The organism is Phocaeicola coprocola (genome assembly GCF_041333015.1).
GTDB lineage: Bacteria > Bacteroidota > Bacteroidia > Bacteroidales > Bacteroidaceae > Phocaeicola > Phocaeicola coprocola.
In genome coordinates this window covers 1,492,111-1,517,312 of the sequence record NZ_JBGKGM010000001.1, presented here as the reverse complement: position 1 = coordinate 1,517,312, position 25,202 = coordinate 1,492,111, and the positions used below count along the sequence as shown (strand labels likewise).

The 25,202-nt window shown below is 39.7% G+C and carries 18 protein-coding genes and 1 pseudogene; 11 read left to right on the top strand and 8 right to left on the bottom strand.

Going from position 1 to position 25,202, the window contains the following annotated elements; all coding sequences use genetic code 11:
- Positions 1-215 precede the first annotated feature (215 nt).
- The 10 genes and pseudogenes from ACDG22_RS06315 (at position 216) to ACDG22_RS06265 (ending at position 11,180) form a co-directional block, all read left to right on the top strand.
- The gene (locus tag ACDG22_RS06315) at positions 216-1,373 is read left to right on the top strand and encodes a site-specific integrase (RefSeq protein WP_007571834.1); all 1,158 of its coding nucleotides are present in this window, start codon (positions 216-218) and stop codon (positions 1,371-1,373) included.
- A 187-nt stretch (positions 1,374-1,560) separates the two neighbouring features.
- Positions 1,561-4,542 (top strand): SusC/RagA family TonB-linked outer membrane protein, encoded by a 2,982-nt coding sequence (locus tag ACDG22_RS06310; protein ID WP_270211959.1) that lies wholly within the window; start codon positions 1,561-1,563, stop codon positions 4,540-4,542.
- A gap of 21 nt (positions 4,543-4,563) precedes the next feature.
- The gene (locus ACDG22_RS06305) at positions 4,564-6,060 is read left to right on the top strand and encodes a SusD/RagB family nutrient-binding outer membrane lipoprotein (RefSeq protein ID WP_007571830.1); all 1,497 of its coding nucleotides are present in this window, start codon (positions 4,564-4,566) and stop codon (positions 6,058-6,060) included.
- 21 nt (positions 6,061-6,081) lie between these two features.
- Positions 6,082-6,768, top strand: coding sequence for a BT_2262 family domain-containing protein (locus tag ACDG22_RS06300; protein ID WP_270231032.1), 687 nt, complete (start codon positions 6,082-6,084; stop codon positions 6,766-6,768).
- 13 nt (positions 6,769-6,781) lie between these two features.
- The gene (locus ACDG22_RS06295; protein WP_007571827.1) at positions 6,782-7,279 is read left to right on the top strand and encodes a lipid-binding protein; all 498 of its coding nucleotides are present in this window, start codon (positions 6,782-6,784) and stop codon (positions 7,277-7,279) included.
- Between the two features lie 387 nt (positions 7,280-7,666).
- A pseudogene (locus tag ACDG22_RS06290) lies at positions 7,667-8,882 on the top strand (transposase).
- A 94-nt stretch (positions 8,883-8,976) separates the two neighbouring features.
- Positions 8,977-9,429, top strand: coding sequence for a lipocalin family protein (locus ACDG22_RS06280; protein ID WP_270230561.1), 453 nt, complete (start codon positions 8,977-8,979; stop codon positions 9,427-9,429).
- A gap of 121 nt (positions 9,430-9,550) precedes the next feature.
- On the top strand, positions 9,551-10,510 hold the full coding sequence (locus tag ACDG22_RS06275; RefSeq protein WP_204481454.1) for an SPFH domain-containing protein: 960 nt from the start codon (positions 9,551-9,553) through the stop codon (positions 10,508-10,510).
- A gap of 15 nt (positions 10,511-10,525) precedes the next feature.
- Positions 10,526-10,717, top strand: a complete 192-nt coding sequence (locus ACDG22_RS06270; RefSeq protein ID WP_007571823.1) for an Arc family DNA-binding protein — start codon at positions 10,526-10,528, stop codon at positions 10,715-10,717.
- Between the two features lies 1 nt (position 10,718).
- Complete coding sequence (locus ACDG22_RS06265) at positions 10,719-11,180, top strand: hypothetical protein (protein ID WP_270211957.1); 462 nt, start codon at positions 10,719-10,721, stop codon at positions 11,178-11,180.
- Positions 11,181-11,398: 218 nt separating this feature from the next.
- Here the strand turns inward: ACDG22_RS06265 and ACDG22_RS06260 are convergent, their stop codons facing one another.
- The 8 genes from ACDG22_RS06260 to ACDG22_RS06225 all read right to left on the bottom strand — a co-directional run bounded on the left by ACDG22_RS06260 (position 11,399) and on the right by ACDG22_RS06225 (position 22,531).
- Entirely contained in the window at positions 11,399-12,880 is a 1,482-nt protein-coding gene (locus tag ACDG22_RS06260) for an MBOAT family O-acyltransferase (protein ID WP_270230563.1), read from the bottom strand.
- Entirely contained in the window at positions 12,858-13,814 is a 957-nt protein-coding gene (locus ACDG22_RS06255) for a GDSL-type esterase/lipase family protein (protein WP_177593109.1), read from the bottom strand. Before ACDG22_RS06255 ends, ACDG22_RS06260 begins: the two co-directional genes overlap by 23 nt.
- A 6-nt stretch (positions 13,815-13,820) precedes the next feature.
- Positions 13,821-15,197: an SGNH/GDSL hydrolase family protein gene (locus ACDG22_RS06250; protein ID WP_177593108.1), complete on the bottom strand. Its 1,377-nt coding sequence runs from the start codon at positions 15,195-15,197 to the stop codon at positions 13,821-13,823.
- 61 nt (positions 15,198-15,258) lie between these two features.
- Positions 15,259-15,897: a TetR/AcrR family transcriptional regulator gene (locus ACDG22_RS06245; RefSeq protein WP_118483101.1), complete on the bottom strand. Its 639-nt coding sequence runs from the start codon at positions 15,895-15,897 to the stop codon at positions 15,259-15,261.
- Between the two features lie 9 nt (positions 15,898-15,906).
- A complete protein-coding gene (gene lpxA, locus ACDG22_RS06240; RefSeq protein WP_177593107.1) occupies positions 15,907-16,674 on the bottom strand; it encodes an acyl-ACP--UDP-N-acetylglucosamine O-acyltransferase in 768 nt (255 codons plus the stop codon).
- Positions 16,675-16,698: 24 nt separating this feature from the next.
- Complete coding sequence (locus ACDG22_RS06235) at positions 16,699-18,081, bottom strand: TolC family protein (protein ID WP_177593106.1); 1,383 nt, start codon at positions 18,079-18,081, stop codon at positions 16,699-16,701.
- Positions 18,082-18,092: 11 nt separating this feature from the next.
- Entirely contained in the window at positions 18,093-21,326 is a 3,234-nt protein-coding gene (locus tag ACDG22_RS06230) for an efflux RND transporter permease subunit (RefSeq protein WP_270230565.1), read from the bottom strand.
- 47 nt (positions 21,327-21,373) lie between these two features.
- Positions 21,374-22,531, bottom strand: coding sequence for an efflux RND transporter periplasmic adaptor subunit (locus ACDG22_RS06225; RefSeq protein ID WP_007565375.1), 1,158 nt, complete (start codon positions 22,529-22,531; stop codon positions 21,374-21,376).
- Positions 22,532-22,904: 373 nt separating this feature from the next.
- On the opposite strand from ACDG22_RS06225, the gene ACDG22_RS06220 reads away from it, so the two are divergent.
- Complete coding sequence (locus ACDG22_RS06220; RefSeq protein ID WP_007565373.1) at positions 22,905-25,190, top strand: NADP-dependent malic enzyme; 2,286 nt, start codon at positions 22,905-22,907, stop codon at positions 25,188-25,190.
- The last annotated feature ends 12 nt before the right edge of the window (positions 25,191-25,202 follow it).

Here is a 25,202-nt window from a genome sequence, read left to right as displayed (position 1 = left end):
AAAAACAAAATATAGAAAATGACAATAATTTCTTTGTTATTATTACGTTTTTCTAAAAAAAGCGATGGTTAATATTCAATTTCTAAGTCTATTTTTGTAAAGAGACCTATATGTTTTTTTAGACCATCAATGCATATATATTCACTAATTGTATATATAAACGCAATAAAGATTATTTAAGATAAAGATATAATACTTTCACATAATAGTTGAAAATGAAAAAGATTAAGTATCGCATAGTTTATAACCGCAAAAAACGGTTAGATAGCCAGGGAAAAGCTTTAGTTCAAGTGGAAGCTTATCTATTAGGGAAAAAAGCTTATTTTTCTACTCATATTTATATTAAACCCGACCAATGGAATAGTCGTAAATCAATAATTTGCAACCATCCCCATGCTGAAGAATTAAATTACATGTTAGAAGAATTCATATTGAATTTGCAAATGCGTGAGATAAATGCTTGGAAACAAGGAAAAGAAATTTGTTTGGAATTACTAAAGGAAATGGAAGAAAAAACAAGTTCCGACAATAAAATAATTTCTTTTGGTAGAAAATGGATAGAAAATTCCCCCATACGCAGTAGTACAAAAAATAATTTGTATACCACACTTACCCTATTAGAAAGTTTTGCTCATGAGATTACTTTTAAACAGATGGATTACAAACTTTTATTATCATTCGAGCAATTTATGAAGAACAAAAAATTAGGAATAAATACCATCGCAAAACATTTACGACATATAAGAACGATTATAAATGAAGCTGTCCGTCAAGGAATTATAGCTAAAGAAGATTCACCTTTTACAGAATATAAGATAAAAACAACAGAAAGCCACCATACATACTTATTACCAGAAGAATTGGATAAGTTAGAACATATCAATCTTTCCAGAAAGAAGAATACACTTCGCCATACTCTCGACGCATTCTTATTTTGCTGCTATACAGGCTTACGTTATTCTGATTTTATAAGTATGAAAAAACAAAATCTTATTCAAACTGATAAAGAATTATGGCTGGTTTTCAAATCACAAAAAACAGGAACTGTCACTCAACTTCCCCTTGGCTATTTATTTCAGGGAAAAGCTATCCGCATTTTATATCATTATCCAGATATAGAAGAATTTTTTCATATAAAGCCTAACGCTTCGGTTAATAAAGAATTAATTCGTATAGGAAAACTAGCAGGAATAACAAAACATTTTTCTTTCCATACAGCACGTCATACGAATGCTACCTTATTAATATATAAAGGTGTACAGCTTTCTACCGTGCAAAAACTATTAGGACATCGTAATATAAAAACAACCCAAGTTTATGGTGAAGTACTACCGCAAACGATAATCAAGGAACTAAAAAAATGCAAGTTTTGATTAAACAGGTAAATGTAGAATGTATAATAGAAGAATTAACCTAACAACAAATAGGTAGAAAATCAAAGTATTCCATTAGACAAAAGTACACATTGCATCTAGATATATTATCAGAATCTACATGAAACTGTTTTTATTATGTATCAGTTTTCCCAAAACTGCCTATTAGTTTAGTCCGGCAAAAACTTTGGTTGTTTCGTTCATTGGTCTGGAAAGCCAAGAAGTAACTATCAAGCCTACTGTTAAGGTTGTACTTCGTTCAGATGCAGAACAATTGGATGAAGTTGTTGTAACAGCAATGGGTATAAAAAGATCGGAAAAAGCATTAGGCTATTCCGCTACTTCGGTAAACGGTGAAAAGATTTCTGCAAGCCGTACTTCAGATGTAATGTCCAGCCTTGCAGGTAAGGTTGCCGGTGTACAGATTTCTGCCACATCCTCCGACCCAGGAGCATCAAACTCTGTTATCATCCGTGGTGTAAGCTCATTAAGTGGCAGCAACCAACCTTTATATGTTGTTGATGGAGTACCTTTGGACAACTCATCTGTATCTTCTAGCGATGGGTTGAATTCAGGGTTCGACTTTGGTAATGGTGCTAATGCTGTAAATCCAGATGACGTAGAAAACATGACTATCCTGAAAGGAGCTGCTGCTACAGCCTTGTACGGTAGCCGTGCAGCCAATGGTGTAGTAATGATTACTACAAAAAGCGGTAAAAAAGGTAAAGGATTAGGAATTGAATACAATGGTGGTGTTCAATGGTCTTCTGTTTTACGCATGCCTGAAATGCAGAATGAATTTGGTATGGGATGGAGTGGATCACATACTACGCTAGAAAATGGTTCTTGGGGACCACGTTTTGACGGTTCAATGCAGTTGTATGGTAACGTATATAACAATTCACAAAAGATAAAACCTTATGTCGCTGTAGAAGACAATATGAAAAACTTCTTCGATACAGGTTTCAGATATAATAATAGTTTATCTTTCAACGGAGCTACAGATAAAAGTACCTACTTTGTATCATTCTCACAAATCAGTGATGATGGTATTATTCCTACAGATGCAGACTCATATAATAAGTATACTTTCTCTGGAAGAGGTAGTCATAAAATTGGTAATCTGACATTTAGTACTTCTTTGAACTATGCATATCAGGATAATAAGTTTGCAACAACAGGTCAGGGACTGTCAATGGCTAATTCTCTATGGCAGACTCCACGAGATATTAATGTAGAAAGCCTAGCCGATTTGAATGATCCATTCAATACTCCGGGATATTATTATACTCCTTACGGCGTTATGAACCCTTATTATATATTGGAACATAATTTAAACACTTATAATTCTGAACGTTTTTATGGTAAGTTCCAATTAGATTATGATTTTTTGAAATACTTTAAGTTTACATATCGTATGGGTTTGGATTCTACAACAGGACAAACTGAATATGGAACAGAAAATCTGTACGCGTTATATTATGAAGGAACTCCTAATGGAGAAGGTATGGGAGCAAGTAGCCCGTTTGCCGGTCAATACGGAGAATATAGCATCATGACGACTCGCCGTCGTGAAATCAACCAAGACTTCTTGTTATCTTTTGACATGCCAATCAACGATTTTCATGTAAATGCATTGGTCGGATTCAATGGAAACGAACGTAAATACTCTTATCAAAAATCAGCAGTAAACAACCTGACCATTCCTACTTGGTTCAATCTGTCAAACTCATCACAAACTCCAACTGTAACTCAATATAGCGAACTCCGCCGTTTAATGGGTGTATTCGGACAGTTTGAAGGTTCATGGAAAAACATGTTGTATTTAACAGTAACAGCTCGTAACGACTGGTCATCTACCTTACCTAAAGGAAATCGTGATTTCTTCTATCCTGGTGTTACTGGTAGTTTCATTTTCAGCGAACTTTTAAATGACGAAATAAAAGACATCATTACTTTCGGTAAAGTACGTGCCAGCTGGGGTAAAACAGGTAACGATGCTGATGTATATATGTTAAGCCCAGTATACGGTTCAGCTCAATATTCCATTCCATTTGGTTATCTGAAGTTCCCATTAGGTGGAGTAAACTCTTATACATTAGGAAATATTTTAGGAAGTAATACTTTAAGTCCAGAAATGACAACCGAATACGAATTCGGATTAAATATGGCTTTCTTCAATAATCGTCTTTCTTTCGACGCTGCTTATTACAATCGTAATTCTGATAAACAGATCATGTCTTTAAGCATGGATCCAGCAACAGGATATGGTTCTCAAAATATCAACTTAGGTAAGATCAGCAATAAAGGTGTCGAATTATTAGTAAGCGGAACTCCTATCCAAACTAGAGATTTCAGTTGGGATGTTACAGTAAACTTTACCAAAAACTGGAGTAAAGTTGTAAGCTTACCAGAAGAACTGGGAGGTGAAACAGTTATATATGGATTGAACGGTAGTACTAGTATGTATGCAATTGTAGGACAACCATTAGGTGTATTCAAAGCCGAAGCTGTAGAACGTGATCCGCAAGGCAGAATCGTAGCTGATGCCAATACAGGTCTGCCAGTTGCAGCAGCAGAATTTGCTACTTACGGTGATATGAATAACCGTTATCAGATGGGTGTTTCTACTACACTTACTTACAAAGGTGTATCATTAAGTGCTGATTTTGATATTCGTCAAGGTGGTATCATGTATTCAAAGACAAAGAATACTCTTTACTTCACAGGTAATGCAATACAAACAGCATACAACGACCGTAATACATTCATTATTCCCAACTCTGTAAATAAGGTTACTAATGCTGATGGCAGCATCAGTTATGTAGAAAATACAACACCTGTTTCAAGCGCAGATATCTGTAACTACTATTACGACCCTATGGGAGGTATTGGTGGAGAAATCGATTTAATAGACAAATCATATGTTAAGTTGCGTACTGTTGTGTTAAGCTGGGATTTACCAAAAAAATGGTTAGCTAAAACTCCGCTACAAGGGGTTCGTATTTCAGCATACGGAAATAATCTCTTTATCTGGACACCATCAAGCAACACATTTATCGACCCAGAAACAACATCATTTGGTAACGACCTGTCAGGTAATTACGGTGAATACTCTTCAAACCCAACTTCACGTAACTTCGGTATCAACTTAAATGTGAAATTCTAACGATTAAAAAGAAGTTTATATATGAAAAAATTAGCATTATATACCTTATTAATGGCAAGTTTATGCACAAGCTGTGACCTTGACATTAATGAAAATCCCAACTACCCAAGCAATGAGCAAATGACGCCAGACTTGATTTTTCCTTCTGTTGAAGCAGGTATTGCAGCTGCTGTAGGAGGAGAAATTCATAACTATGCGGGGTATTTTGCACAGTATTATGAACAGAATCCAGAACAAAGCCAATACATAGAAATCAGTCAGTATATGTTCAATGAGTCTTCACAGCTGATGGACTATTCATACCGCATTATTTATGCAGGGGCACTGATGGATGCTCAAGAAGTTCTAGAAAAAAGTACAAACCCTGCTGACCGTTTTGCTACAACAGTATTGCGTGCATATGTCTTACAGGTAATGGTCGACAATACTAACGAAGCTCCATATAGTGAAGCGTTAAAAGGTAACTCAGTCAGCAATCCGAAATGGGATAACGGAGAAGATGTATACAAAGGTGTATTGGCAGAAATGGATGCAGCAGAAGCAGCTTTGACAGATAATGCATCTATGGATAGCCAAGATCTGATTTTTAACCGTGATATGAAACAATGGAAAGGATTGGCTAACGCATTACGCTTACGTATGTATCTGCGCTTCATAGATGCAGGAGTAGATGCTGCTACCTATACTGAAAAAGTAAAAACTTTAGTAGCAGAAAATAATTTCTTTACTGGTGATGCTGCATTTACAGGTTTCGCAGACGAAACATCAAAACGTAATCCATGGTATGAAACGAATGCAGTAAATACACCGGGTAACCAGTGTGCAGCTTATCCGATCGTAGCTTACTATCAGGCAAATAATGACCCACGTATAGCTTACGCTATCAATAAAAACAAAAAAGAAGGCAAATATTTAGGACAGATTCCGGGTGGTAGAACAAAATCTGATGACAACAACGGTTCGGATACTTGGAAGAATGAAAATGTAAGTGCCATCAATTATCAACATTCTGACGGAAACGGAGCAACTCAGCCATTCTATCTGTTTACTCAAGCAGAACTTCAGTTCCTTATCGCAGAAGTTAATTTACGTTTCCTGAATGATGAAGGAAAAGCTCAAAATGCTTATAATGCTGGAGTTACAGCCGATTTTGAAGCACGTAGTATGAGTGGTCAAGAAGCAGGAATTTTGGCATTATGGGACAATGCTACCTCAACAAACGATAAACTTCATTTAGTATACATGCAAAAGTGGGCAGCTTTATTCTGTATGGATCATATGGAAGCATGGAGTGAAATACGCCGTACCGATTGTCCGAATATTACTACTGTTTCTCAGTTAGATATTTTTAAAGGTAACTCAAGTTATGTTCCGGGTGATTTAATAGAGCCATGGATCAACGGTCTTGGTAATGGACTGGTAAAACGTATGACATACCCATTGAGTGCACGTATGTATAATGTAAACACTCCCAAAGCAGTACCAGTAAGTACTCCTGTATGGTGGGACAAGAACTAATAACTTAAATGTTTTATAGAAATGAAAAAAATATTTTATTACATACTCATGGGAGCATTCTTATTGGGAACTGCCACCTCATGTGAAGACTCAGTAAAAGACCTTTCTAAGGTAACATATTTTGCAGAATTAAACTTGAAAGGAGATGATTTTGTAAAACTATCATTAGGTGAAACTTATACAGAGCCTGGATATGAAGCAACCGAAAACGGGGAAGATATCAGTGAAAAGGTAAAGGTCACTGGTAGTGTAGACAGCTCAACACCTGGATTTTATAACTTAGTTTATTCTGTAGCCAACGTTGATGGATTTTCAGTAACCAAAACTCGTCAAGTAATGGTAGTTAATCCTGATAGTTTTGCAAGTGCATATCAGGGAGAATCACAGGCTGGAACTCGTCACTATACAGGCGCACCCATCTTGATTACAGAAAATGAAGATGGAACTTACCTTATTGATGATTTATTGGGAGGCTTGCAGTTTTATGGAATGAATCCGGGATTTGAGCCAATGTACGATTTCCATGCTGAAGCAAAATTAAAACTGAACGCAGATAATACACTCACTTTAATTAAAGTAGGAAACTGGTATTTTGCTTCAGAACTTGCATTGAGCTTAACAGAAGGAAAATATAATCCAGAAACAGGCGTAGTCACTATGACCGTAGATTATGGAGGAACACCTCTAAGCGTTACACTAACTAAATAATTATTGAAGCTTTATGAAAAAATATATCATATTTTTATTTGCCATATTGGCTGTAGGACTAACTTCTTGTAATGACGATACCGAGCCAGGAGGAACATCTGTTGAAAAGATGGCAGGCGACTGGTGGGTTACTGCCACTGCTATAAGTAACGGACAAGAGCTTGGTGATGTAGGTTTAGGACATTTTCGCATGTACACATACAATACAGCTGCCAATGTATCTACTGAAATGTGGCTAGAAGACGGAGCAAATTTTTGGGATTATAAAGTTAAAGTAAATGTAGACTATAATAACAGAACATTTACAACCAACGACTTCATTGACAATACTTCATACGATTGCAAAGTGAAGATAACTGATGGAAAAATACTCGAAGGAGCAGCCCTTACTCCTAGTGGAATGCCTGCCGACAGTATTGTGTACATGATACAGTTTGATGATGACCCAGACGGACTGACTTATAAAGTTTCAGGATTCCGCCGCACAGGTTTCCCTGCTGATGATTTTTAATTTATTTTGCAAATCTATAAATGAAAAAACTCCTGCTGTTTTTCAAAATGGCAGGAGTTTTTTTATAAAGGATACCCTGATAATCCTAAATTTACACCTCATATATACAGTAAAAATCAATATAGTCATAGAACCATAAAAACTGTATTGTATATTCTCGTCAATACTTCGGTAAATTTTTACCGAAAAATTAAAAGTTAAACAATAGAACCGGCAAAAGCTGGTTCGGAAACACTAAAGAGGTCATTGAAATGTTGTCAAAAACGAATGGTTAAGCATGAAGAAATGTGCTGAAAAAAGAGAGTTAACCTGCTGATAATAAAGGAGGAAAGTATTGCATAATTCGTTATTTCTTAGTAAATTAGAAGTCTCTGAACTCTTCTGATTATGACTAAAGAAACACTCCTTATGCAATACCAATCCGAGTGCCTGTCGGCTCTCAAATCAGTAGCGAATATACACAAACCTTTTGAAAAAGCATTCATGGACACCATGAAATTATTCATGGCCATCCCGGATCGTATAAATTTCCTTCAATTGGGCAGATATGGCTGTTTCTCAGAACAGACTTATCGCAACCTTTTTGAGCATGAAACTTTCGACTGGTTTGCGTTCAACGGATCTATCATCAGCAAGTATCTCACAGGCAAAAGAAAAGCCATCGCCATCGATCCTTCCTATATTCCCAAATCAGGCAAGAAGACACCTTGGATAGGTTACTTCTGGTCCGGTTGTGCAGGAGAATACAAGCGTGGACTGGAAATCATGGGCATCGGTGTCATTGACATCGACAACCATGAATGCATGACTTTAGGTTCCATTCAGACACCGGATTGTAAGACCTTGGATAATATGGACAAGAACCTCGTTGACTGGTACAGCTGCTATCTTATCAGCAGAAAAGACAAGCTACAGAGCCTGTCCAGAACGGTGGTTGCAGACGCATTCTTTTCCAAGGAAACTTTCGTAACGCCTATGTGTGAGAACGGTTTCCATGTCATCAGCCGCTTTAGGAATGATGTTGTCCTGTACTATCCGACATTGGAAAAGAAAACAGGAAAACGTGGTCATCCCAAGTGGTTTGACGGCAGGATTGACTTTGCCAATCTGGATTTGACCCGGTGCAAGGAATACGAGGTGAACAAAGGAAAGCTATACGGATTGAGGGTTTATGCTAAAGCTTTCAAAAGGTATGTTTCCTTAGCCGTCTGGTATCCGATGGACGGAAGAACAGACAAGTGGCAACTTTATTTCTCTACAGACGATTCCATGGATGGACGCGAGGTGCTGGATTATTACAGAACCAGGTTCCAGTTGGAATTTCTTTAGAGATGGCAAGCAGCATGCAGGAATCACCAGCTGCCAGTCTACCGACTTCAGGAAATTGGATTTTCACTTCAATGCATCGCTTGCTGCTGTCAACTTGGCCAAAGCGGCATGTAAGAGGCTCGGAATAGCCTATTCCATATCCTCCTGCAAGTCATTCATACACAATGCTTATATGCTTGAACGATTTATTTGCGTGTTTGGGATTAGCCCAGACCCGCAAGTTATTGACAAACTTTTCAAAGAACTCATTTTATTTACTGCCAGAGCCGCTTAGGCTTGGCGAATTTTTAACGAACTATTGTTCTCGTAGCTTTATACACTTTTGAAAAAAAATAAAAATTAATAAAATTAATCCAATAAAAAAGATTTTGTTTTTAGCAACACTCCTGATCAGTATTTTTTGTTTTTCATCATGTTCTAAAGACGATGAAGCTATCGAAGTAAATCAGTTAGAAGGAGTATGGGGTATGACTGCCGTTAACGGATATTACTATTATGAAGGTGAAAAAATTTCTTATAATGAAAACTTCAATCCTTTTGAACCTACAGATGACTGCGAAAAAATTACTATAGAAAAAACAGACGGTAATAAATACACTGTAACTCACTATGAATACTATAGTGGTACTTGGCGTCAATACGATAGTGAAAACTTCTACCTGGAAGGAAACAATATGATTCCGGAAAGCATGGAGGGAGTCGATGTATCTACCGCAAAAATACTTGAAGCTTCTTCAGACAGACTTGTTATCGAAACAACTGGAGCAGACGAATACGGTAGTTTCTATGATAAATATACATATACACGCATGGCAGAATAATCTGCATTTCAATAAAACAACACGAGAGAGGATGCTAAACAACATCCTCTCTCGTGTTGTTTTATTTATTCTTTATCCATAAATTTGTGATATCAAAATAATATCAATTAAATATGAGTTTATGGAAGCAAAAGAATTAAATTTCAGAGGATTTAAAGCTAACGGATTTCTCATGCTGGCTATGCACCTGTTATTGATCTCAGGCATCATTATTTGCTGCTTTATGCAAATGACAACTCCATTCTTCATATTGGGTGGAGTACTCTTGCTTATCTGGTTTATTTTATTTGGTGGTTATATGCAACTGGAACCTAATGAAGCGCGTATCATGGTCTTTTTCGGGAAATATAAAGGAACTTTCAAAGAGACAGGATTCTTTTGGGTAAATCCTTTCATGAACAAGAAAAAATTATCCTTACGTGCCCGTAACCTTGATGTAGAACCGATCAAGGTAAACGATAAAATAGGAAATCCGATTCTTATCGGTCTGGTACTGGTATGGAAACTGAAAGATACATACAAAGCCATGTTCGAGATTGATTCACAAACTATGGCGAGCGATACGACCTCTTCTGGTAACGGCAAAGAAATCAGTGTTGGAAATGCTGTAGCCAATCGTATGAATGCTTTCGAGAACTTTGTGAAAATACAGAGTGATGCAGCTCTCAGACAAGTAGCCGGACAATATGCCTACGATGACAATGAAGCGGGAACTGATGAACTTACTCTACGTTCGGGAGGAGAAGAAATCAATGAACAACTGGAACAAAAGCTGAACGAACGTCTGGCTATGGCCGGCATTGAAGTCGTAGAGGCACGTATCAATTATCTGGCATATGCACCGGAAATTGCTGCCGTCATGCTACGTCGTCAGCAAGCTTCTGCTATTATCAGCGCACGCGAAAAAATCGTAGAAGGAGCCGTATCAATGGTGCACATGGCGCTCGACAAGCTTTCTCAGGAAGATATCGTAGAGCTGGATGAAGATAAAAAAGCTGCTATGGTAAGTAACTTGCTTGTTGTGCTCTGTGCCGACGAAGCCGCCCAGCCGGTTGTGAACACAGGAACGCTGAATCATTAATCAAGAAAACGGCCAATGGCAAAAAAAGAGAATACGACTAAAAGTTTCGTTCTACGTGTAGATGCCGCAACGATGGAAGCTATCGAAAAATGGGCTGCGGATGAATTTCGCAGTACCAACGGGCAACTTCAGTGGATTATCAACGAAGCATTACGCAAAAGCGGAAGATTAAAGAAAACAAAGAAAACTGATACAAAAGAAGAATAATATGTTCACCATCAATTTAGGTCCGTTTTCCGGAAAAAACGCTCCTGAAATACATTATCATCCATCTATCGCAGATAGGATATTGGAAGGTACAGCAGCTCTCTGCTTGCTTTCTGGCATCGGAATAGTATGCTGGAATTATTTCCATACAGACCTCCTCTCCGATTATGGAGTATATGGAATATTCATCAGTATAGTAGTATTTGCTTTATTGTTTGGAGGAGCCTATGCTCCCGTACGTTGTATCAATTTTCCGGTACGCATTGGAAAACATAATGTTGTCAAACAATATATACTGGTCATTAAACTCATACGTATCTTCAATATCTTTTTGACAATGTTTATGGTTGCAGGCATTTTATCTGACTATTATAAATGGGCAGCAATCTTAAAAGTTATTTCATTGATAATATGTGTTTTATCAATTGGTGTATATTATATACTGGCATTCCGATACAAATAAAATCTACAAAATAAGAAAGGACAGCAAATTCTACTGAAAATCTGTACAAATCATTGTAACTTTTGTACAGATTTCTATAAAAAATTGCTGATGTTTTCATGAAAACATCAGCAATTTTTTTCTTAAACAAGTTTTCTTATATTTTTCCCCTTTTGCACCCTTCACATATATGAGTTATTATACGATAAAAGGAAAAATCAATCACCCCATTTTTCAGTCTAGAATTGGAAATAAATAAACGGCTGTATGTCGCTGCTCTTTACCTGTATGACCAGAAATATCAGGGCTATCAGAATCAATGCCTGTCCTACCAACGGCATGCGTGTCATGCCACGGCTACATGCATTCTGCCAGCTATCCGGACACCAATGAAGCATATAGCCTATTCCCATCAGCACGAATACTTTCCAGTATCCTTCTACGAGTTGTACGAACAGTTCGGGATGGAAAGAAGTGAATATCTGACGAATCATCGATACTGAACCCTCGAATTCGGTGTTACGGAAGAATATCCAGCAGAAACATACGAAATGGAAGGTAATGATGACAGCAAAAACACGTCGCCAGCCGGTACTGCGGTAGTTCCTGGGGCGATGGAACAGACTGCGGATAAATTTATGCACGGCCAGAGCTACACCGTGAAGTGCTCCCCAGATAATGAAATTCCATGAGGCTCCATGCCACAGACCTCCCAGAAGCATGGTCAGAATAAGATTGATATAGGTACGTATCTTGCCTTTCCGGTTCCCTCCCAACGAAATATACAGGTAGTCGCGCAGCCAGCTGGACAGAGATATATGCCAGCGATGCCAGAAATCGGTTACACTGTCCGACTTGTAGGGTGAATCGAAGTTTATCGGGAAACGGAAGCCCAACAGCAAAGCAATACCGATTGCCATATCACTGTATCCGGAAAAGTCGCAGTATATCTGTAAGGCATAGCCATAAACACCAAATAGGTTCTCCAAACCGGAATACAGACTGGGATTATCGAAAATACGCTCTACAAAGTTTATACTTATATAATCGGATATAACGGCTTTCTTAAATAATCCGCTCACAATAAAGAATACTCCTTGTCCGAACATTTCTTTCGAAACAAACAGGGGCTGACGGATTTGCGGAATAAAGTCACGGGCACGTACGATGGGACCTGCTACAAGCTGTGGAAAGAATGAAACATAAAACACATAGTCCAACAGACTGTCTAGAGGCTTCAAATCACGGCGGTATACATCGATAGTGTAGCTGAGCGACTGGAACGTAAAGAAAGATATTCCTACGGGAAGGAAGATATCGAAAGCTTCATAATGGCCGTTCCACAACGGACAGAGTATTTCATAGAAAAAGTTAGTATACTTGAAATAGCACAACAGCCCTAAATTGATACATAAGCTCACTACAACCAGCATTTTACGTTTCCAAAGAGTTTCGGTACGTGCCATTCTAGCGGCCAAGAGATAGTCGCTTACAGAAACGACTCCCAATAAAAAGAAATAGACACCGCTACTCTTATAATAAAAATAATAAGAGAAAGCTGATACAAAAAGCAGACGTGCCGTAGTACGTTTCTGCAAAAGTGCGTATATCAGGCTGAATCCGAGGAAAAGAAACAGAAACAGTCCGCTGCTGAATATCATCGGCTGCCGGGGATCGTAAGTCAGTATGTCTGCCAGTTTAGTCCAATCTAGTTGCCACATAATTATTGTATGCTTTTATAAATGCTTCATGTAATAATAATCCTTGTAAAGTATATCCTTCGCGGGTAAAATGTATTTTATCTCGCTGATACATTTTTGCTGCATTCCAGTTAAGGCAGGCACGTTGTCGGCCTCCTACGATGTCATACATATCCCAGATAGCAATGCCATGCTCACGGGCAAATTCCAACTCGTTTTCTACAACCAGCGGTATACGTGGATTGATAACTCTGCCTCTTCTCCCGTTTCTGACATATGCTCCCGGAGGAGTTGTCATGAGAAAATGAACATCAGGACACGCTGTCTTCAACATATTTATCAGATGGCTCATAGCTTGTGTATGCTCCGATGCATTATAACGACGTGCGTGTGCCTCATTGGTCCCGAATGACAGTATGACCAGATCAGGATGTAAATCTACAATTTCATGAATGCGTTCCGGAGTAGAATAAGTCTGGCAGGTTGCTCCGTTTACACCAAGAATATGGTATACTATACCGTTCGAACCTGTTTCCTTTGCTATTCCAGAGGTATGGTACGATACAGGAATATGCTCTACTGCCTTTGCTCCAAAATCATCTTCCAGACAGCAACGCATTACATAGGGAAAAACATGACCTCTGACGTGTGAATCGCCTATATGTACAATACGTAACGGACGGTCTAATTCTCCGAGCTTTTCCCAAAAAGGATATAAAGAGCCCGCAGGATCTGTCAGTTCGTTTTCTGTAACATTCTTGAAAACATCGGGCATCGGGCTGTCTACTGCAACAAACTGCATGAGTTGTTTCATCTCACGGCTTGGATAGACGGGAGATGAATGTGTATCCGGCTTTGGACATACAGGTATAGCATCCTGTGCATACCCCGGCCTCACAACTAATAGTCCCAGAGCACTAAGCAGATAAAAAATCAGAACATTCAGCTGTTTCATAGTGCATTAATTTTCATATGCCTTACGCTTTTCGTATTGTTCCTTGTCGTACATCAGCGCTTCGAACAATATTTTTGCCAGATGTTTTCCTCCTCGGAAATTAATATGCGTATAGTCATAATTTGCCATTGCCGGTTTGCTGTTTACCATTTCTACCATACTTCCTTCACCTCCCATCGCTTCGAACATATTCCAAAAAGCAACATGAGTATTTGCAGCCAAAGCCTGCTGGTAGCGGATGAGATTTTTTACTCCAGGCATAGTTCGCAACTCTCCGGTTTCTGTTTTATTTTCTCTGTCGCCGATTCCGATTATCAGAATAGCTGCTTCAGGAAAAGCTTCTTTCAGATGTCTGACAACTTTCTCCATTTCGTGTGTGTAATAAGAATAGTTCGATACATTTTCGGAAGCGACATTCAATCCATATTGCAAAACAATCAGATCGTAGGTACGCAAGCGGTTGTATGCTTTCAGGATAGACAGAGGAATGCTGGCCAGTTGCTGTCCGCTACTGCCTCGGGTACTGAAATTATCGAGTATAACTCCTTCTTTCGAATCCATTGTAGCCGCAAAGCACCGGGTATTTTTTCCAGCCTGCAATACGTTCCAAGATACATTTCCTATTCTACCTTCTACCTGGGCAACCTGCATTCCCGTACTGTCGCCGGGGAAAATGTATTCTGTATCCTCACCTCCATTGACTTGCACGGACAGTTTTACGGAATCAGACGAAAAGAAATAGAAAGAAGATATATCGCATGTATCCAAACAAGAAGTATAATTTTTACCACCTTTCAGACTGACAGATGCTCCCTGACGAGGGATAAAATAATGATTGGATATATCTTGCATGGAACGATGAAAGGCTACGGAATCGGTTATAGCATGGCTCTCCCACCCGCTGAAAGTGTGTTTTACAGTGGGACGGAATCCAGCAATACGGGAAGTTACAGGCACGTATCCTACACCTCTTCCTCCAAACTTCTGCTGGAACAGAGTACGTAAATCGGCTGTCAATATATCACCTTCTATAAAGGAATCGCCAAAATAAGCGATACGAACGGGACGATTGAGTGAAGCACGATTCTCCAAAGCTTCATAGAAAGCTCCCATTCCCAACTCCAGAGAATCTGCATAGTCTTCTATACAGGTCATACCAGCCTTACAAGTATCAACAAATATAGGCTTTGCCACAACAGGCAAAGGTATGGAATCGGTATCGGAAACTTCTTCGATTACAGGATCAGGACGTAAGTCGGATAATAAATCGACCTTACGCAAAGGACTCCCGTTAAAATTTACAGGAGGCAAATAATAGAGTGCCAATAGTCCGCAGACTACCAGTAATGTAAAGGCAAAAGTTATTGTTATTTTATTCTTCATCGATGATTCTTTGCAAACAGCTGCAAAGATAGAGGTTTTTTGAAGAATATAGGGGGTATTATCAAGGCTTTTCTTTTACTGACTGTAAAAAAGCATCTACCATCTGCATACCTTTCGGGGTAGTAATTCCTCTCATATGCAGGAAAGTAACTTCACTATAGATTTCTGAAATAGGGTAATTTTCTGTTATATCCGAATATATCAGCATTTCCATCTGCATCGACATTGCCTGATTAATAATGGCAAAATTTATATCATTACGGAATATGCCTTCTTCTACTCCCTTTTGGAAATGTACCAATGCCGCTGCATCGTTCAATTTCTGATGTTCGCGTATATATGTCAACACATTAGGATACTTACGTAAATCGCGGAAGAAAAGCGGATTTATCTGTCCCAACTCATTCAACTTACGCTTATAAAAAGCAAAGATTACTTCCAGAGCATTCTCAGCTCTGGAAGCAACTTCGCTAATGTATGTACTCATCTCTTGCTGGTGCATGGCAAACACTTCCAGCAAAAGCTGTTCTTTATCGCAGAATAGCTCGTAAAGAGTCCGTTTGGATATAGAAAGTGCGCACGCAAGACTGTCCATATGAACATTCTTGATGCCAGATTTGGCAAAAGCACGGGAAGCTTCTAGTATTACTCGTTTCCTCAGCTCTGCTCTGTCACACTTATTTCTCTTTACGCCTGCCATAAAATACAATTAATGAATAATGCCTAACTTCGATGTTTTTACAAACTCTATAATCCGTTCGATTTCCGGACTATTAGGAACCTGTTCCTGAATACGAAGCAATGCATCGTGCTGAGAAGTATTTGCCTTATACAGAATACGATATGCCTGAGCAATATGTTTAATCAGAGTTTCAGAGAAACCAGCAAGCTCGAGCACTTTCGTATTTATGCTGTAAAAAGCAATAGGTTCGTGAGCTGCCACGATATAAGGAGGAATATCTTTGATAAAACGGCATCCTCCCTGTACCAGAGAGTAACTTCCCAAACGTGTGTTACCCTGCATCAGCACATTGGATGTAAGAATCGCACAGTCCTGGATAATACAATTACCAGATACCTGCGAGCCATTTCCGATAATACAATGATTTCCAACTTCAACATCATGTGACAGACGTGCACCTGTCATAATGAAGTTTCCATCGCCAACGCTTGTAGCATGTCCGGCATGTGTACCACGAATAATCACAGCATTTTCACGGATTACATTATTATTGCCAATATAGGCTAATGTATCTTCACCTGTATAAGCAAAATCCTGTGGAACTGCAGCAACAACAGCTCCCTGATACACTTTATTGCCATTTCCCATGCGAGTACCACTCATCAAGCTGGCATAAGGCATAATCACATTATCGTCGCCTATCTCGACATTTTTGTCGATATAAGCAAACGGATGTACCGTAACATTTTTCCCAATCTTGGCAGACGGGTCAACGTAAGCTAAAGGACTAATCATAGTTTCTTTCATATTTAAGGTTAATTATTCTCTTCCTCCTCCCAAAGCACTATACAAGTTTATAACAGCTTGCATACGCTGGAAACTATCAGAAACCTCGCTCAGCTGTGCACTCAGCAAATTCTGCTGTGCTGTCAGAATTTCCAGATAAGTGGCTTCTCCACTCTGGAACAAAGCTTTGGTATAAGTAACAGCTTTATCCAACTGTTCTACCTGTCCACGGTCTTCTATAAGTTTCTTGTTCTGTGTATCATATAAGAACAATGCATCACTTACTTCCTTACCAGCTTCCAATATCGTCTGCTGATAGTTCATCTTGGCAATTTTTTCTTCTGCCTTAGAAACTTTCAAATTGGCTACCAGTTTGCCGTTATTGAATATAGGTTGAGCCAATGAAGCCAGTGCCTGCAACATAAATTCACCCGGATTAACTACAGATATACCTGAACCGTTTGTCCATCCGGCTGTTCCTGTTATGTTTAAACCTGGATAGAATGCTGCACGGGCAGAGTTCGTGGTATAATAAGCTGCTGCCAATGTCATTTCTGCCATCTTTACATCAGGACGATTTTCCAGCAACTGCAATGGTACACCGGCTGTCAATTCTTCAGGCATTACCTGTTCGCCCAGAGTATTACGGTCGATAGTTTGCGGAGCTTTAGCCAGTAATACAGCCAGAGAGTTTTCTGTTTCGCGTACCTGACGTTTCAAATCCATCAGCGAAGCTTCTACCTGATGACTAGCAGCACGCATTTGTGCAACTCCCGCTTCGGTTGTCATACCAGCCACTTTCATAGCTTCCATTACACGTACATTTTCTTTGTAGATGGCAGCAGTTTCTGTTGTAATTTCCACCTGACGGTCGAGCATCAGCAACGAATAATAGATATTGGCTATGCCACAGATAATCTGTGAACGTACTGCCTGTTCCGCATACTTGCTTTGTTCATAAGCAACTTTCTGTCCACGTTTTGTATTGAGAATCTTGCCAAACAAATCGATTTCCCAACTTGCAACAGCTGGAAGTTGATAAGCTTTTACATAACTTCCTCCTCCCATACTAGTTGTTGTTCCTTGAGGAGCCAGATTAATAGAAGGAAGATACGACAGTTTAGCGGCAGTCAGCATCACTTTAGCTTCCTGTACACGAAGAGCTGCAGCCTGCATATCTACATTGTTTGCCAATCCCTCTTCAATTAAAGCCTGCAATTTTGCATCGCGAAAGACTTCTTTCCATGGCAAGTTTCCCATATTTGAAGTATCGGCAACCAACGTATCGGTAGCCGACGCCGGGTCACGATAGATGCCTGAGGCATCTATCGATTCCGGACGATCGTAAGCTTTATAGATGTGACAACTACTCATCATGGCAGCCAGACACATCGCACCTAATATTTGTTTTTTCATTATCGTCTTTATCATTTATGAGTTTTAGCAGTAGGAGAATATTGTTCGATTTCAGCCTCTACTTCACTTTCGTCAAGGCTATCCCATTCCATCGGCTTAATCTTCTCCTGTAGCCATTGGAATATAACAAACAGTACCGGAACAATGAAGATTTGCAGAATCATACCAATCAACATACCACCGATAGCTGAAGAACCCAGAGTACGGTTACCGTGAGCACCTACGCCAAACGCAAACATCAACGGAAGCAATCCGACAATCATAGCCAAAGAGGTCATCAAGATCGGTCGCAAACGAGCTGCCGCACCCAGCACAGCTGCCCAGGAAATACTCATACCTTGCTTACGACGGTCGAGGGCAAACTCTACAATCAAAATTGCATTCTTAGCCAACAGACCCATCAACATAATCAATGCAATCTGCATGTAGATGTCATTTGACATAGTTCCCAGAATCATCTTCAATGCTGGTATATTTCCTAATGCACCGAATCCGTTAACGAAAATAAAGCTACCCATCAAACCGAACGGAACTGAAAGCAATACAGCCAACGGAAGAATATAACTTTCGTACTGAGCACTCAGCAACAAGTAAACGAATACAAAACACAACACAAAGATAATACCTGTTGTACTACCACTTGTAGATGCCTCTTCACGTGCCATACCTCCTAATTCGTAACCAAATCCAGCAGGTAAGTTTTCCTTAGCAACTTCGGCAATAGCCTGCAATGCCTGACCTGAAGTGTATCCTGAAGCCGGAGCAACCATGACTTTCATAGAAGTATACAGGTTGAAACGGTTGATGATATCCGGACCATACACTTTCTTCATGCTGACAAACTGTGTAATAGGAGCCATTTCGTTACCACTACGAACTTTGATACTGTTCAGAGATTCCATGTTTTTAGTAGCATCCGGCTCAGCCTGAATCATTACACGGTACATCTTACCGAAACGGTTGAAGTTTGATGCATATAAACCTCCGAAGTATCCCTGCATAGTAGAAAGAATATCGCTCGGGCTGATACCTGCTTTCTTACAAGCTGCGGCATCGATATCCAGCTGATACTGCGGAAAGCTAGGGTTAAATGTTGTTTTTGCTGAGTTAATTTCAGGACGTGCTTCAAGCGCAGCTCTATAGTTATTGACTACTTCGAAGAAGTGATCCAAACTACCACCGGTCTTATCCTGCATATTTAACTCGATATCACTTGATACAGAGTAACCCGGAATCATAGGAGGAGCGAAGAACAATACCTGTGCATCTTTGATGATTTTCTGCGCACGCATGAACAATGTTGCATAAATAATATCAGAGTTCTGCATCATAGAACGTTCTTCCCAGTCTTTCAACTTGATAATGACAGAACCGTAAGAAGGTCCCTGACCACCAATGAAGCTATATCCGGAAATAATAGTACGAGATTCAACAGCAGGTTCGGCTGCAACCAAACTATCTACTTTAGCCAAAACTTCCATTGCACGTTCCTGAGATGTTCCAGGAGGTAAAGTTACAGCACCCATGATAGTACCTGTATCTTCATTAGGAACCATACCTGTAGGAGTGATCTTCATAAAGAATACCAGCAAAACAATAGAAGCAGCTACCAAACCTAATGATAACCATTTCTTATGGATAAAGAATACAACACGTTTCTTGTAACTCTTCAACAATGAATCGTAAGCAGCGTTGAATGAAGTATGGAAACGATCGATAACACTCATTTTCTTTGGCTTGTGTTCTGAATCATGTGGTTTCAGGAAGATAGCACACAAAGCCGGAGACAGTGTCAACGCGTTCAGTGCAGAGAATGCAATAGAGATAGCCATGGTAATACCGAACTGACGGTAGAATGTACCTGCTGTACCTCCCATGAAACTTACCGGAATGAACACAGACATCATGACCAATGTAATTGAAACCAATGCTCCACCCAGTTCGCTCATGGCATCAATAGAAGCCTCACGAGATGATTTATATCCCTGATCCAATTTTGCATGGACACCTTCTACCACCACTATGGCATCATCGACCACAATCGCAATGGCAAGCACCATCGCCGACAGAGTCAACAAGTTCACACTAAATCCAATCAGCTTCAATACGAAGAATGTAGCAATCAAAGCTACCGGGATAGCAATAGCCGGAATCAATGTAGAACGCATATCCTGCAAGAATACATATACAACAATGAACACCAGGATAAATGCTTCGATCAAAGTCTTGATTACTTCATGGATTGATGCATACAAGAAGTCGTTTGCATTTTGAGCAACGTTGATCTTCAGACCGGCAGGCAAACTTTCTTCTGCCTTGCTGATAACATCAAGCAGGTTATTAATAGTTTCAGTAGCATTAGTACCTGCCATCTGGAACACAATACAAGTTACAGCCTTATGTCCGTTTACTGTATTATTAAAGGTATAAGCCAAACGTCCGAGTTCGATACGAGCAACATCACCTAAACGAAGAACTTCTCCATTTGGCAATGCTTTAATAACGATATCTTCAAATTCTTCTGTCTGCTGCAAACGTCCCTTATAACGAATAGTATATTGGAATGTCTGATTTCCACGTTCACCAAACTGTCCGGGAGCAGCTTCAATATTCTGTTCGGCCAATACACCAGAAATATCAGATGGGACCAAATTATATTGCGCCATTACATCCGGCTTCAGCCAAATACGCATAGAGTAGTCCTGACCCATCACGTTGGCATCACCCACACCCTTTACACGCTGAACTTCCGGAATCAAGTTAATCTTGGCATAGTTTTCAATAAACTCGATGTTATACTTATCTTCTGCATCGTACAAAGAGAAAATCAACAACATAGAGTTCTGACGCTTCTGAGTTGTCACACCGACTCTTGTTACTTCGGCTGGCAGCAAACCCTGCGCCATAGAAACACGGTTCTGTACATTGACCGCAGCCATATCCGGGTCAGTACCCTGGTTAAAATAAATACTGATATCGGCCGAGCCGTTGTTTGACGCACTAGACTGAATATACATCATGTTTTCTACACCATTGATCTGGTCTTCCAGCGGTGCAATAACTGAGTTCAATACAGTTTGCGCATTGGCACCCGTATAGGCAGCTTCTACCGATACGGTAGGAGGCGCAATATCCGGATACTGTGTTACCGGCAATGTAGCAAGGCCGATTATACCCAGGATAACCATCAAGATAGATATTACCGTTGACAGTACCGGACGATTAATAAATTTATCTAGTTTCATTCTATTCCTTAATAATATTATACGAATACATTATTCTCCCCACACAATCAATTGAAAGCAGTCTGGATATTTCCATCACGCTGATCCTGGAGGGCTTTTTGATATTTAGCTTCTTTTTGAGCAACAGTAATAGGAACGATCTTCTGTCCATCCTGTAAAGTTTGAACACCTTCCACTACTACCTTATCTCCTTCCTTCAAACCGCCGGTTACGATATAATTCTTACCGTCGTTCAAGTTAGAAACCTGTATTTCCGTATGTTTCAGTGTACTGTCTGCCTGCAATACATAAACGAATTTCTTATCCTGAATTTCCTGTGTAGCTGTCTGAGGTATCAAAATAATATTATCCATTGCATAAGGGAATACAACATTTGCCATACCTCCACTACGTAAAATATTTTGCTTGTTCGGGAAAATAGCACGCATGCTAACAGAACCTGTAGTCTGATCGATAACTCCACTTACAGCATCAATTTTACCTTCTGCATCATACATAGTACCATCAGAAAGTTGCAGTTTTACTGCCGGCATTTTTTCCAGCTGTTCTTTCAATGTACCACCAGCTTTTGTCAAAGCCAACAACTGTTTTTCTGTCATAGAGAAATATACATACATATCACCAATCTGAGAAACAGTTGTCAATGGTTGAGCTACCGATGCACTAACCAAAGCACCTACACGGTACGGGAAAGTTCCGATAACACCATCAGACGGACTTGTAACTGTACAGAAGCCAAAATTTTGTTTTGCAGCAGCATAAGCAGCTTCAGCCTGCGCCAGATTAGCCTTAGCTGTCAGCAAATTATTTACAGCTGTCTGATATTCAAAATCGCTGATAATCTTCTGTTCATGCAGCATTTTCTTATTTGCTTCTGTTTCTGTAACAGTCTTTAAATTAGCTTTAGCAGATTCTACACCAGCCTTAGCCTGGTCGTAAGCAGCTTTATACTGAGTTGGGTCTATCTGAAATAGAGCCTGACCCTTACGAACTGTAGCTCCTTCATCTACGCATAATTTCACTATGAATCCTGACACCTGAGGACGAATTTCAATATCCTGCAAACCTTTGATTGTAGCCGGATACTGAGTGGTCTGGCTACTAGAAGTTACTGTAACCGATTGCACAGCAAACTCGTTGTCACCCATTTTCATGCCGCCTTGGCCCCCACCACAGGCAGTCAAAACCGATAACCCTAAAGCCATAAGGGAAATTCGGCTAGAAAAAAAACTTCTGTTTCTTTTTACACTCATATTCATATTATAAAAAAATTAATGTTTTTCTTACCCTCGTTTTATCGTTTTAATAGAAAACTTTTTCAACCCGATTAGTTTTTAACCGTGCAAATATAATGAAAAAATCACTCACAAAACCAACTGTTTAACTAACAATAACCATAAAACTAGGATAGTTATTACATATAGCCAAATTAAAACGACTAATTGACAAATATTATCGACAGAAACTTCTGCATATTATACAAATTACAGTTTTTTAAAAGAAAAAATCTTCCATTTGTTATTTTATTCCTACATTTGCGCTACACATTAATTGATAATTCATAAAACCAATAAAATTATGGTCAAAATAACAAAAGAAGCCGCTTTGCTCTATCACTCACAGGGCAAACCGGGTAAAATTGAGGTCGTTCCGACCAAACCTTATCAAACACAAAGAGACTTGTCATTAGCATATTCGCCGGGAGTTGCAGAACCATGTCTTGAAATCCAGAAAAGTCCTGAAACAGCATACGACTATACTGCTAAAGGTAATTTGGTTGCTGTCATTTCAAACGGAACAGCTGTTCTGGGATTGGGTGACATAGGTGCCATGAGCGGAAAACCCGTAATGGAAGGAAAAGGATTATTGTTTAAAATATATGCCGGCATCGATGTATTCGACATAGAAGTAAACGAAAAGGATCCTGACAAATTTATCGAAGCTGTAAAAGCTATCGCTCCTACATTTGGAGGTATTAACCTGGAAGATATCAAAGCACCCGAATGCTTTAAGATAGAACAACGCCTGAAAGAAGAACTTGACATTCCTGTCATGCATGATGACCAGCACGGAACAGCAATCATCTCAAGTGCCGGTCTGATCAATGCTCTGGAAGTAGCAGGAAAGAAAATAGAAGATGTAAAAATCGTCGTAAACGGTGCTGGAGCTTCTGCTGTATCATGTACCAAGCTGTATGTATCGCTGGGTGCACGCCTGGAAAATATCGTCATGTTGGATAGTAAAGGGGTTATTTCCAAGCAGCGTACCGACCTGAACGAACAAAAGAAATATTTCGCTACCGATCGTACTGACGTACATACATTGGAAGAAGCGATCAAGGGAGCTGATGTTTTCCTCGGGCTGTCAAAAGGAAACGTGCTTACTCAAGATATGGTAAGAAGCATGGCAGACCATCCGATTGTTTTTGCTTTGGCAAACCCAACTCCAGAAATATCTTACGAAGATGCTATGGCATCACGCCCTGATGTACTGATGTCAACCGGACGTTCAGACTATCCTAACCAGATTAATAACGTTATCGGATTCCCGTATATATTCCGTGGAGCATTGGATACACGTGCTACTGCTATCAACGAAGAAATGAAACTGGCAGCTGTACGAGCTATCGCCGGCCTTGCTAAAAAGCCTGTACCCGATGTAGTAAATGAAGCATATCATGTCAACAACCTGACATTTGGTCCCGAATATTTTATACCGAAGCCAGTAGACCCACGACTGATAACAGAAGTTTCCATGGCTGTAGCTAAGGCTGCAATGGAATCGGGAGTCGCACGTAAGCAGATTACCGACTGGGAAGCATACAAGAATCACCTGCGTGAACTGATGGGTCAGGAAAACAAACTGACTCGCCAGTTATATGAAACAGCACGTCGCTGCCCGCAACGCGTTGTATTTGCCGAAGGAACTCACCCCAACATGCTGAAAGCTGCAGTAGAAGCCAAGGCCGAAGGTATCTGTAACCCAATCCTATTAGGTAATGAAGAAAGAATAGCTAAGCTTGCCAAAGAACTCGACCTGAATCTGGATGGAATAGAAATCGTAAATCTCCGTCACGACCGTGAAGCAGAACGCCGCGAACGTTACGCACGCATACTGTGTGAAAAACGTGCCCGCGAAGGAGCAAACTTTGCCGAAGCAAACGACAAGATGTTCGAACGTAACTATTTCGGTATGATGATGGTGGAAACAGGAGAAGCCGATGCATTTGTTACAGGTCTGTACACCAAATATTCAAATACTATCAAAGTAGCCAAGGAAGTTATCGGTATACAGCCGGGATACAACCATTTCGGAACAATGCACATCCTGAATTCCAAGAAAGGAACATATTTCATCGCTGATACATTGATCAACCGTCATCCGGATACCGATACACTCATCGACATAGCAAAATTGTCAGTAAAGGCAGTACGTTTCTTCAATCAGGAACCGGTTATGGCCATGCTTTCATACTCCAACTTCGGTTCAGATACTGAAGGAAGTCCGGCAAAAGTACACGAAGCAATAAACTACATGCACAACGAATATCCGGAACTAGCTATCGACGGAGAAATGCAGGTAAAATTTGCCTTGAACAATGCATTGCGTGATGAAAAATATCCTTTCACACGCCTGAAAGGAAAAGAAGTCAATACGCTTGTATTCCCTAACTTAAGTTCGGCAAATGCAACTTATCAGCTTATACAAAATATGAGTGAGACAGAGGTTATCGGTCCGATTCAGATGGGATTGAACAAACCTATCCACTTTACCGATATAGAAAGTTCTGTACGTGATATCGTGAATATCACCGCTATTGCCTGTATCGATGCAATAGTAGATAAGAAAAAGAAACAATGTTAAACCCTTTATAAA

Excerpts from the sequence above, each read along its gene's own strand:
- ACDG22_RS06315 (WP_007571834.1), top strand. The coding sequence starts at position 216 with ATGAAAAAGATTAAGTATCGCATAGTTTATAACCGCAAAAAACGGTTA.
- ACDG22_RS06305 (WP_007571830.1), top strand. The coding sequence starts at position 4,564 with ATGAAAAAATTAGCATTATATACCTTATTAATGGCAAGTTTATGCACA.
- ACDG22_RS06300 (WP_270231032.1), top strand. The coding sequence starts at position 6,082 with ATGAAAAAAATATTTTATTACATACTCATGGGAGCATTCTTATTGGGA.
- ACDG22_RS06295 (WP_007571827.1), top strand. The coding sequence starts at position 6,782 with ATGAAAAAATATATCATATTTTTATTTGCCATATTGGCTGTAGGACTA.
- ACDG22_RS06275 (WP_204481454.1), top strand. The coding sequence starts at position 9,551 with ATGGAAGCAAAAGAATTAAATTTCAGAGGATTTAAAGCTAACGGATTT.
- ACDG22_RS06270 (WP_007571823.1), top strand. The coding sequence starts at position 10,526 with ATGGCAAAAAAAGAGAATACGACTAAAAGTTTCGTTCTACGTGTAGAT.
- ACDG22_RS06265 (WP_270211957.1), top strand. The coding sequence starts at position 10,719 with ATGTTCACCATCAATTTAGGTCCGTTTTCCGGAAAAAACGCTCCTGAA.
- ACDG22_RS06260 (WP_270230563.1), bottom strand. The coding sequence starts at position 12,880 with ATGTGGCAACTAGATTGGACTAAACTGGCAGACATACTGACTTACGAT.
- ACDG22_RS06255 (WP_177593109.1), bottom strand. The coding sequence starts at position 13,814 with ATGAAACAGCTGAATGTTCTGATTTTTTATCTGCTTAGTGCTCTGGGA.
- ACDG22_RS06250 (WP_177593108.1), bottom strand. The coding sequence starts at position 15,197 with ATGAAGAATAAAATAACAATAACTTTTGCCTTTACATTACTGGTAGTC.
- ACDG22_RS06245 (WP_118483101.1), bottom strand. The coding sequence starts at position 15,897 with ATGGCAGGCGTAAAGAGAAATAAGTGTGACAGAGCAGAGCTGAGGAAA.
- lpxA (WP_177593107.1), bottom strand. The coding sequence starts at position 16,674 with ATGATTAGTCCTTTAGCTTACGTTGACCCGTCTGCCAAGATTGGGAAA.
- ACDG22_RS06235 (WP_177593106.1), bottom strand. The coding sequence starts at position 18,081 with ATGAAAAAACAAATATTAGGTGCGATGTGTCTGGCTGCCATGATGAGT.
- ACDG22_RS06230 (WP_270230565.1), bottom strand. The coding sequence starts at position 21,326 with ATGAAACTAGATAAATTTATTAATCGTCCGGTACTGTCAACGGTAATA.
- ACDG22_RS06225 (WP_007565375.1), bottom strand. The coding sequence starts at position 22,531 with ATGGCTTTAGGGTTATCGGTTTTGACTGCCTGTGGTGGGGGCCAAGGC.
- ACDG22_RS06220 (WP_007565373.1), top strand. The coding sequence starts at position 22,905 with ATGGTCAAAATAACAAAAGAAGCCGCTTTGCTCTATCACTCACAGGGC.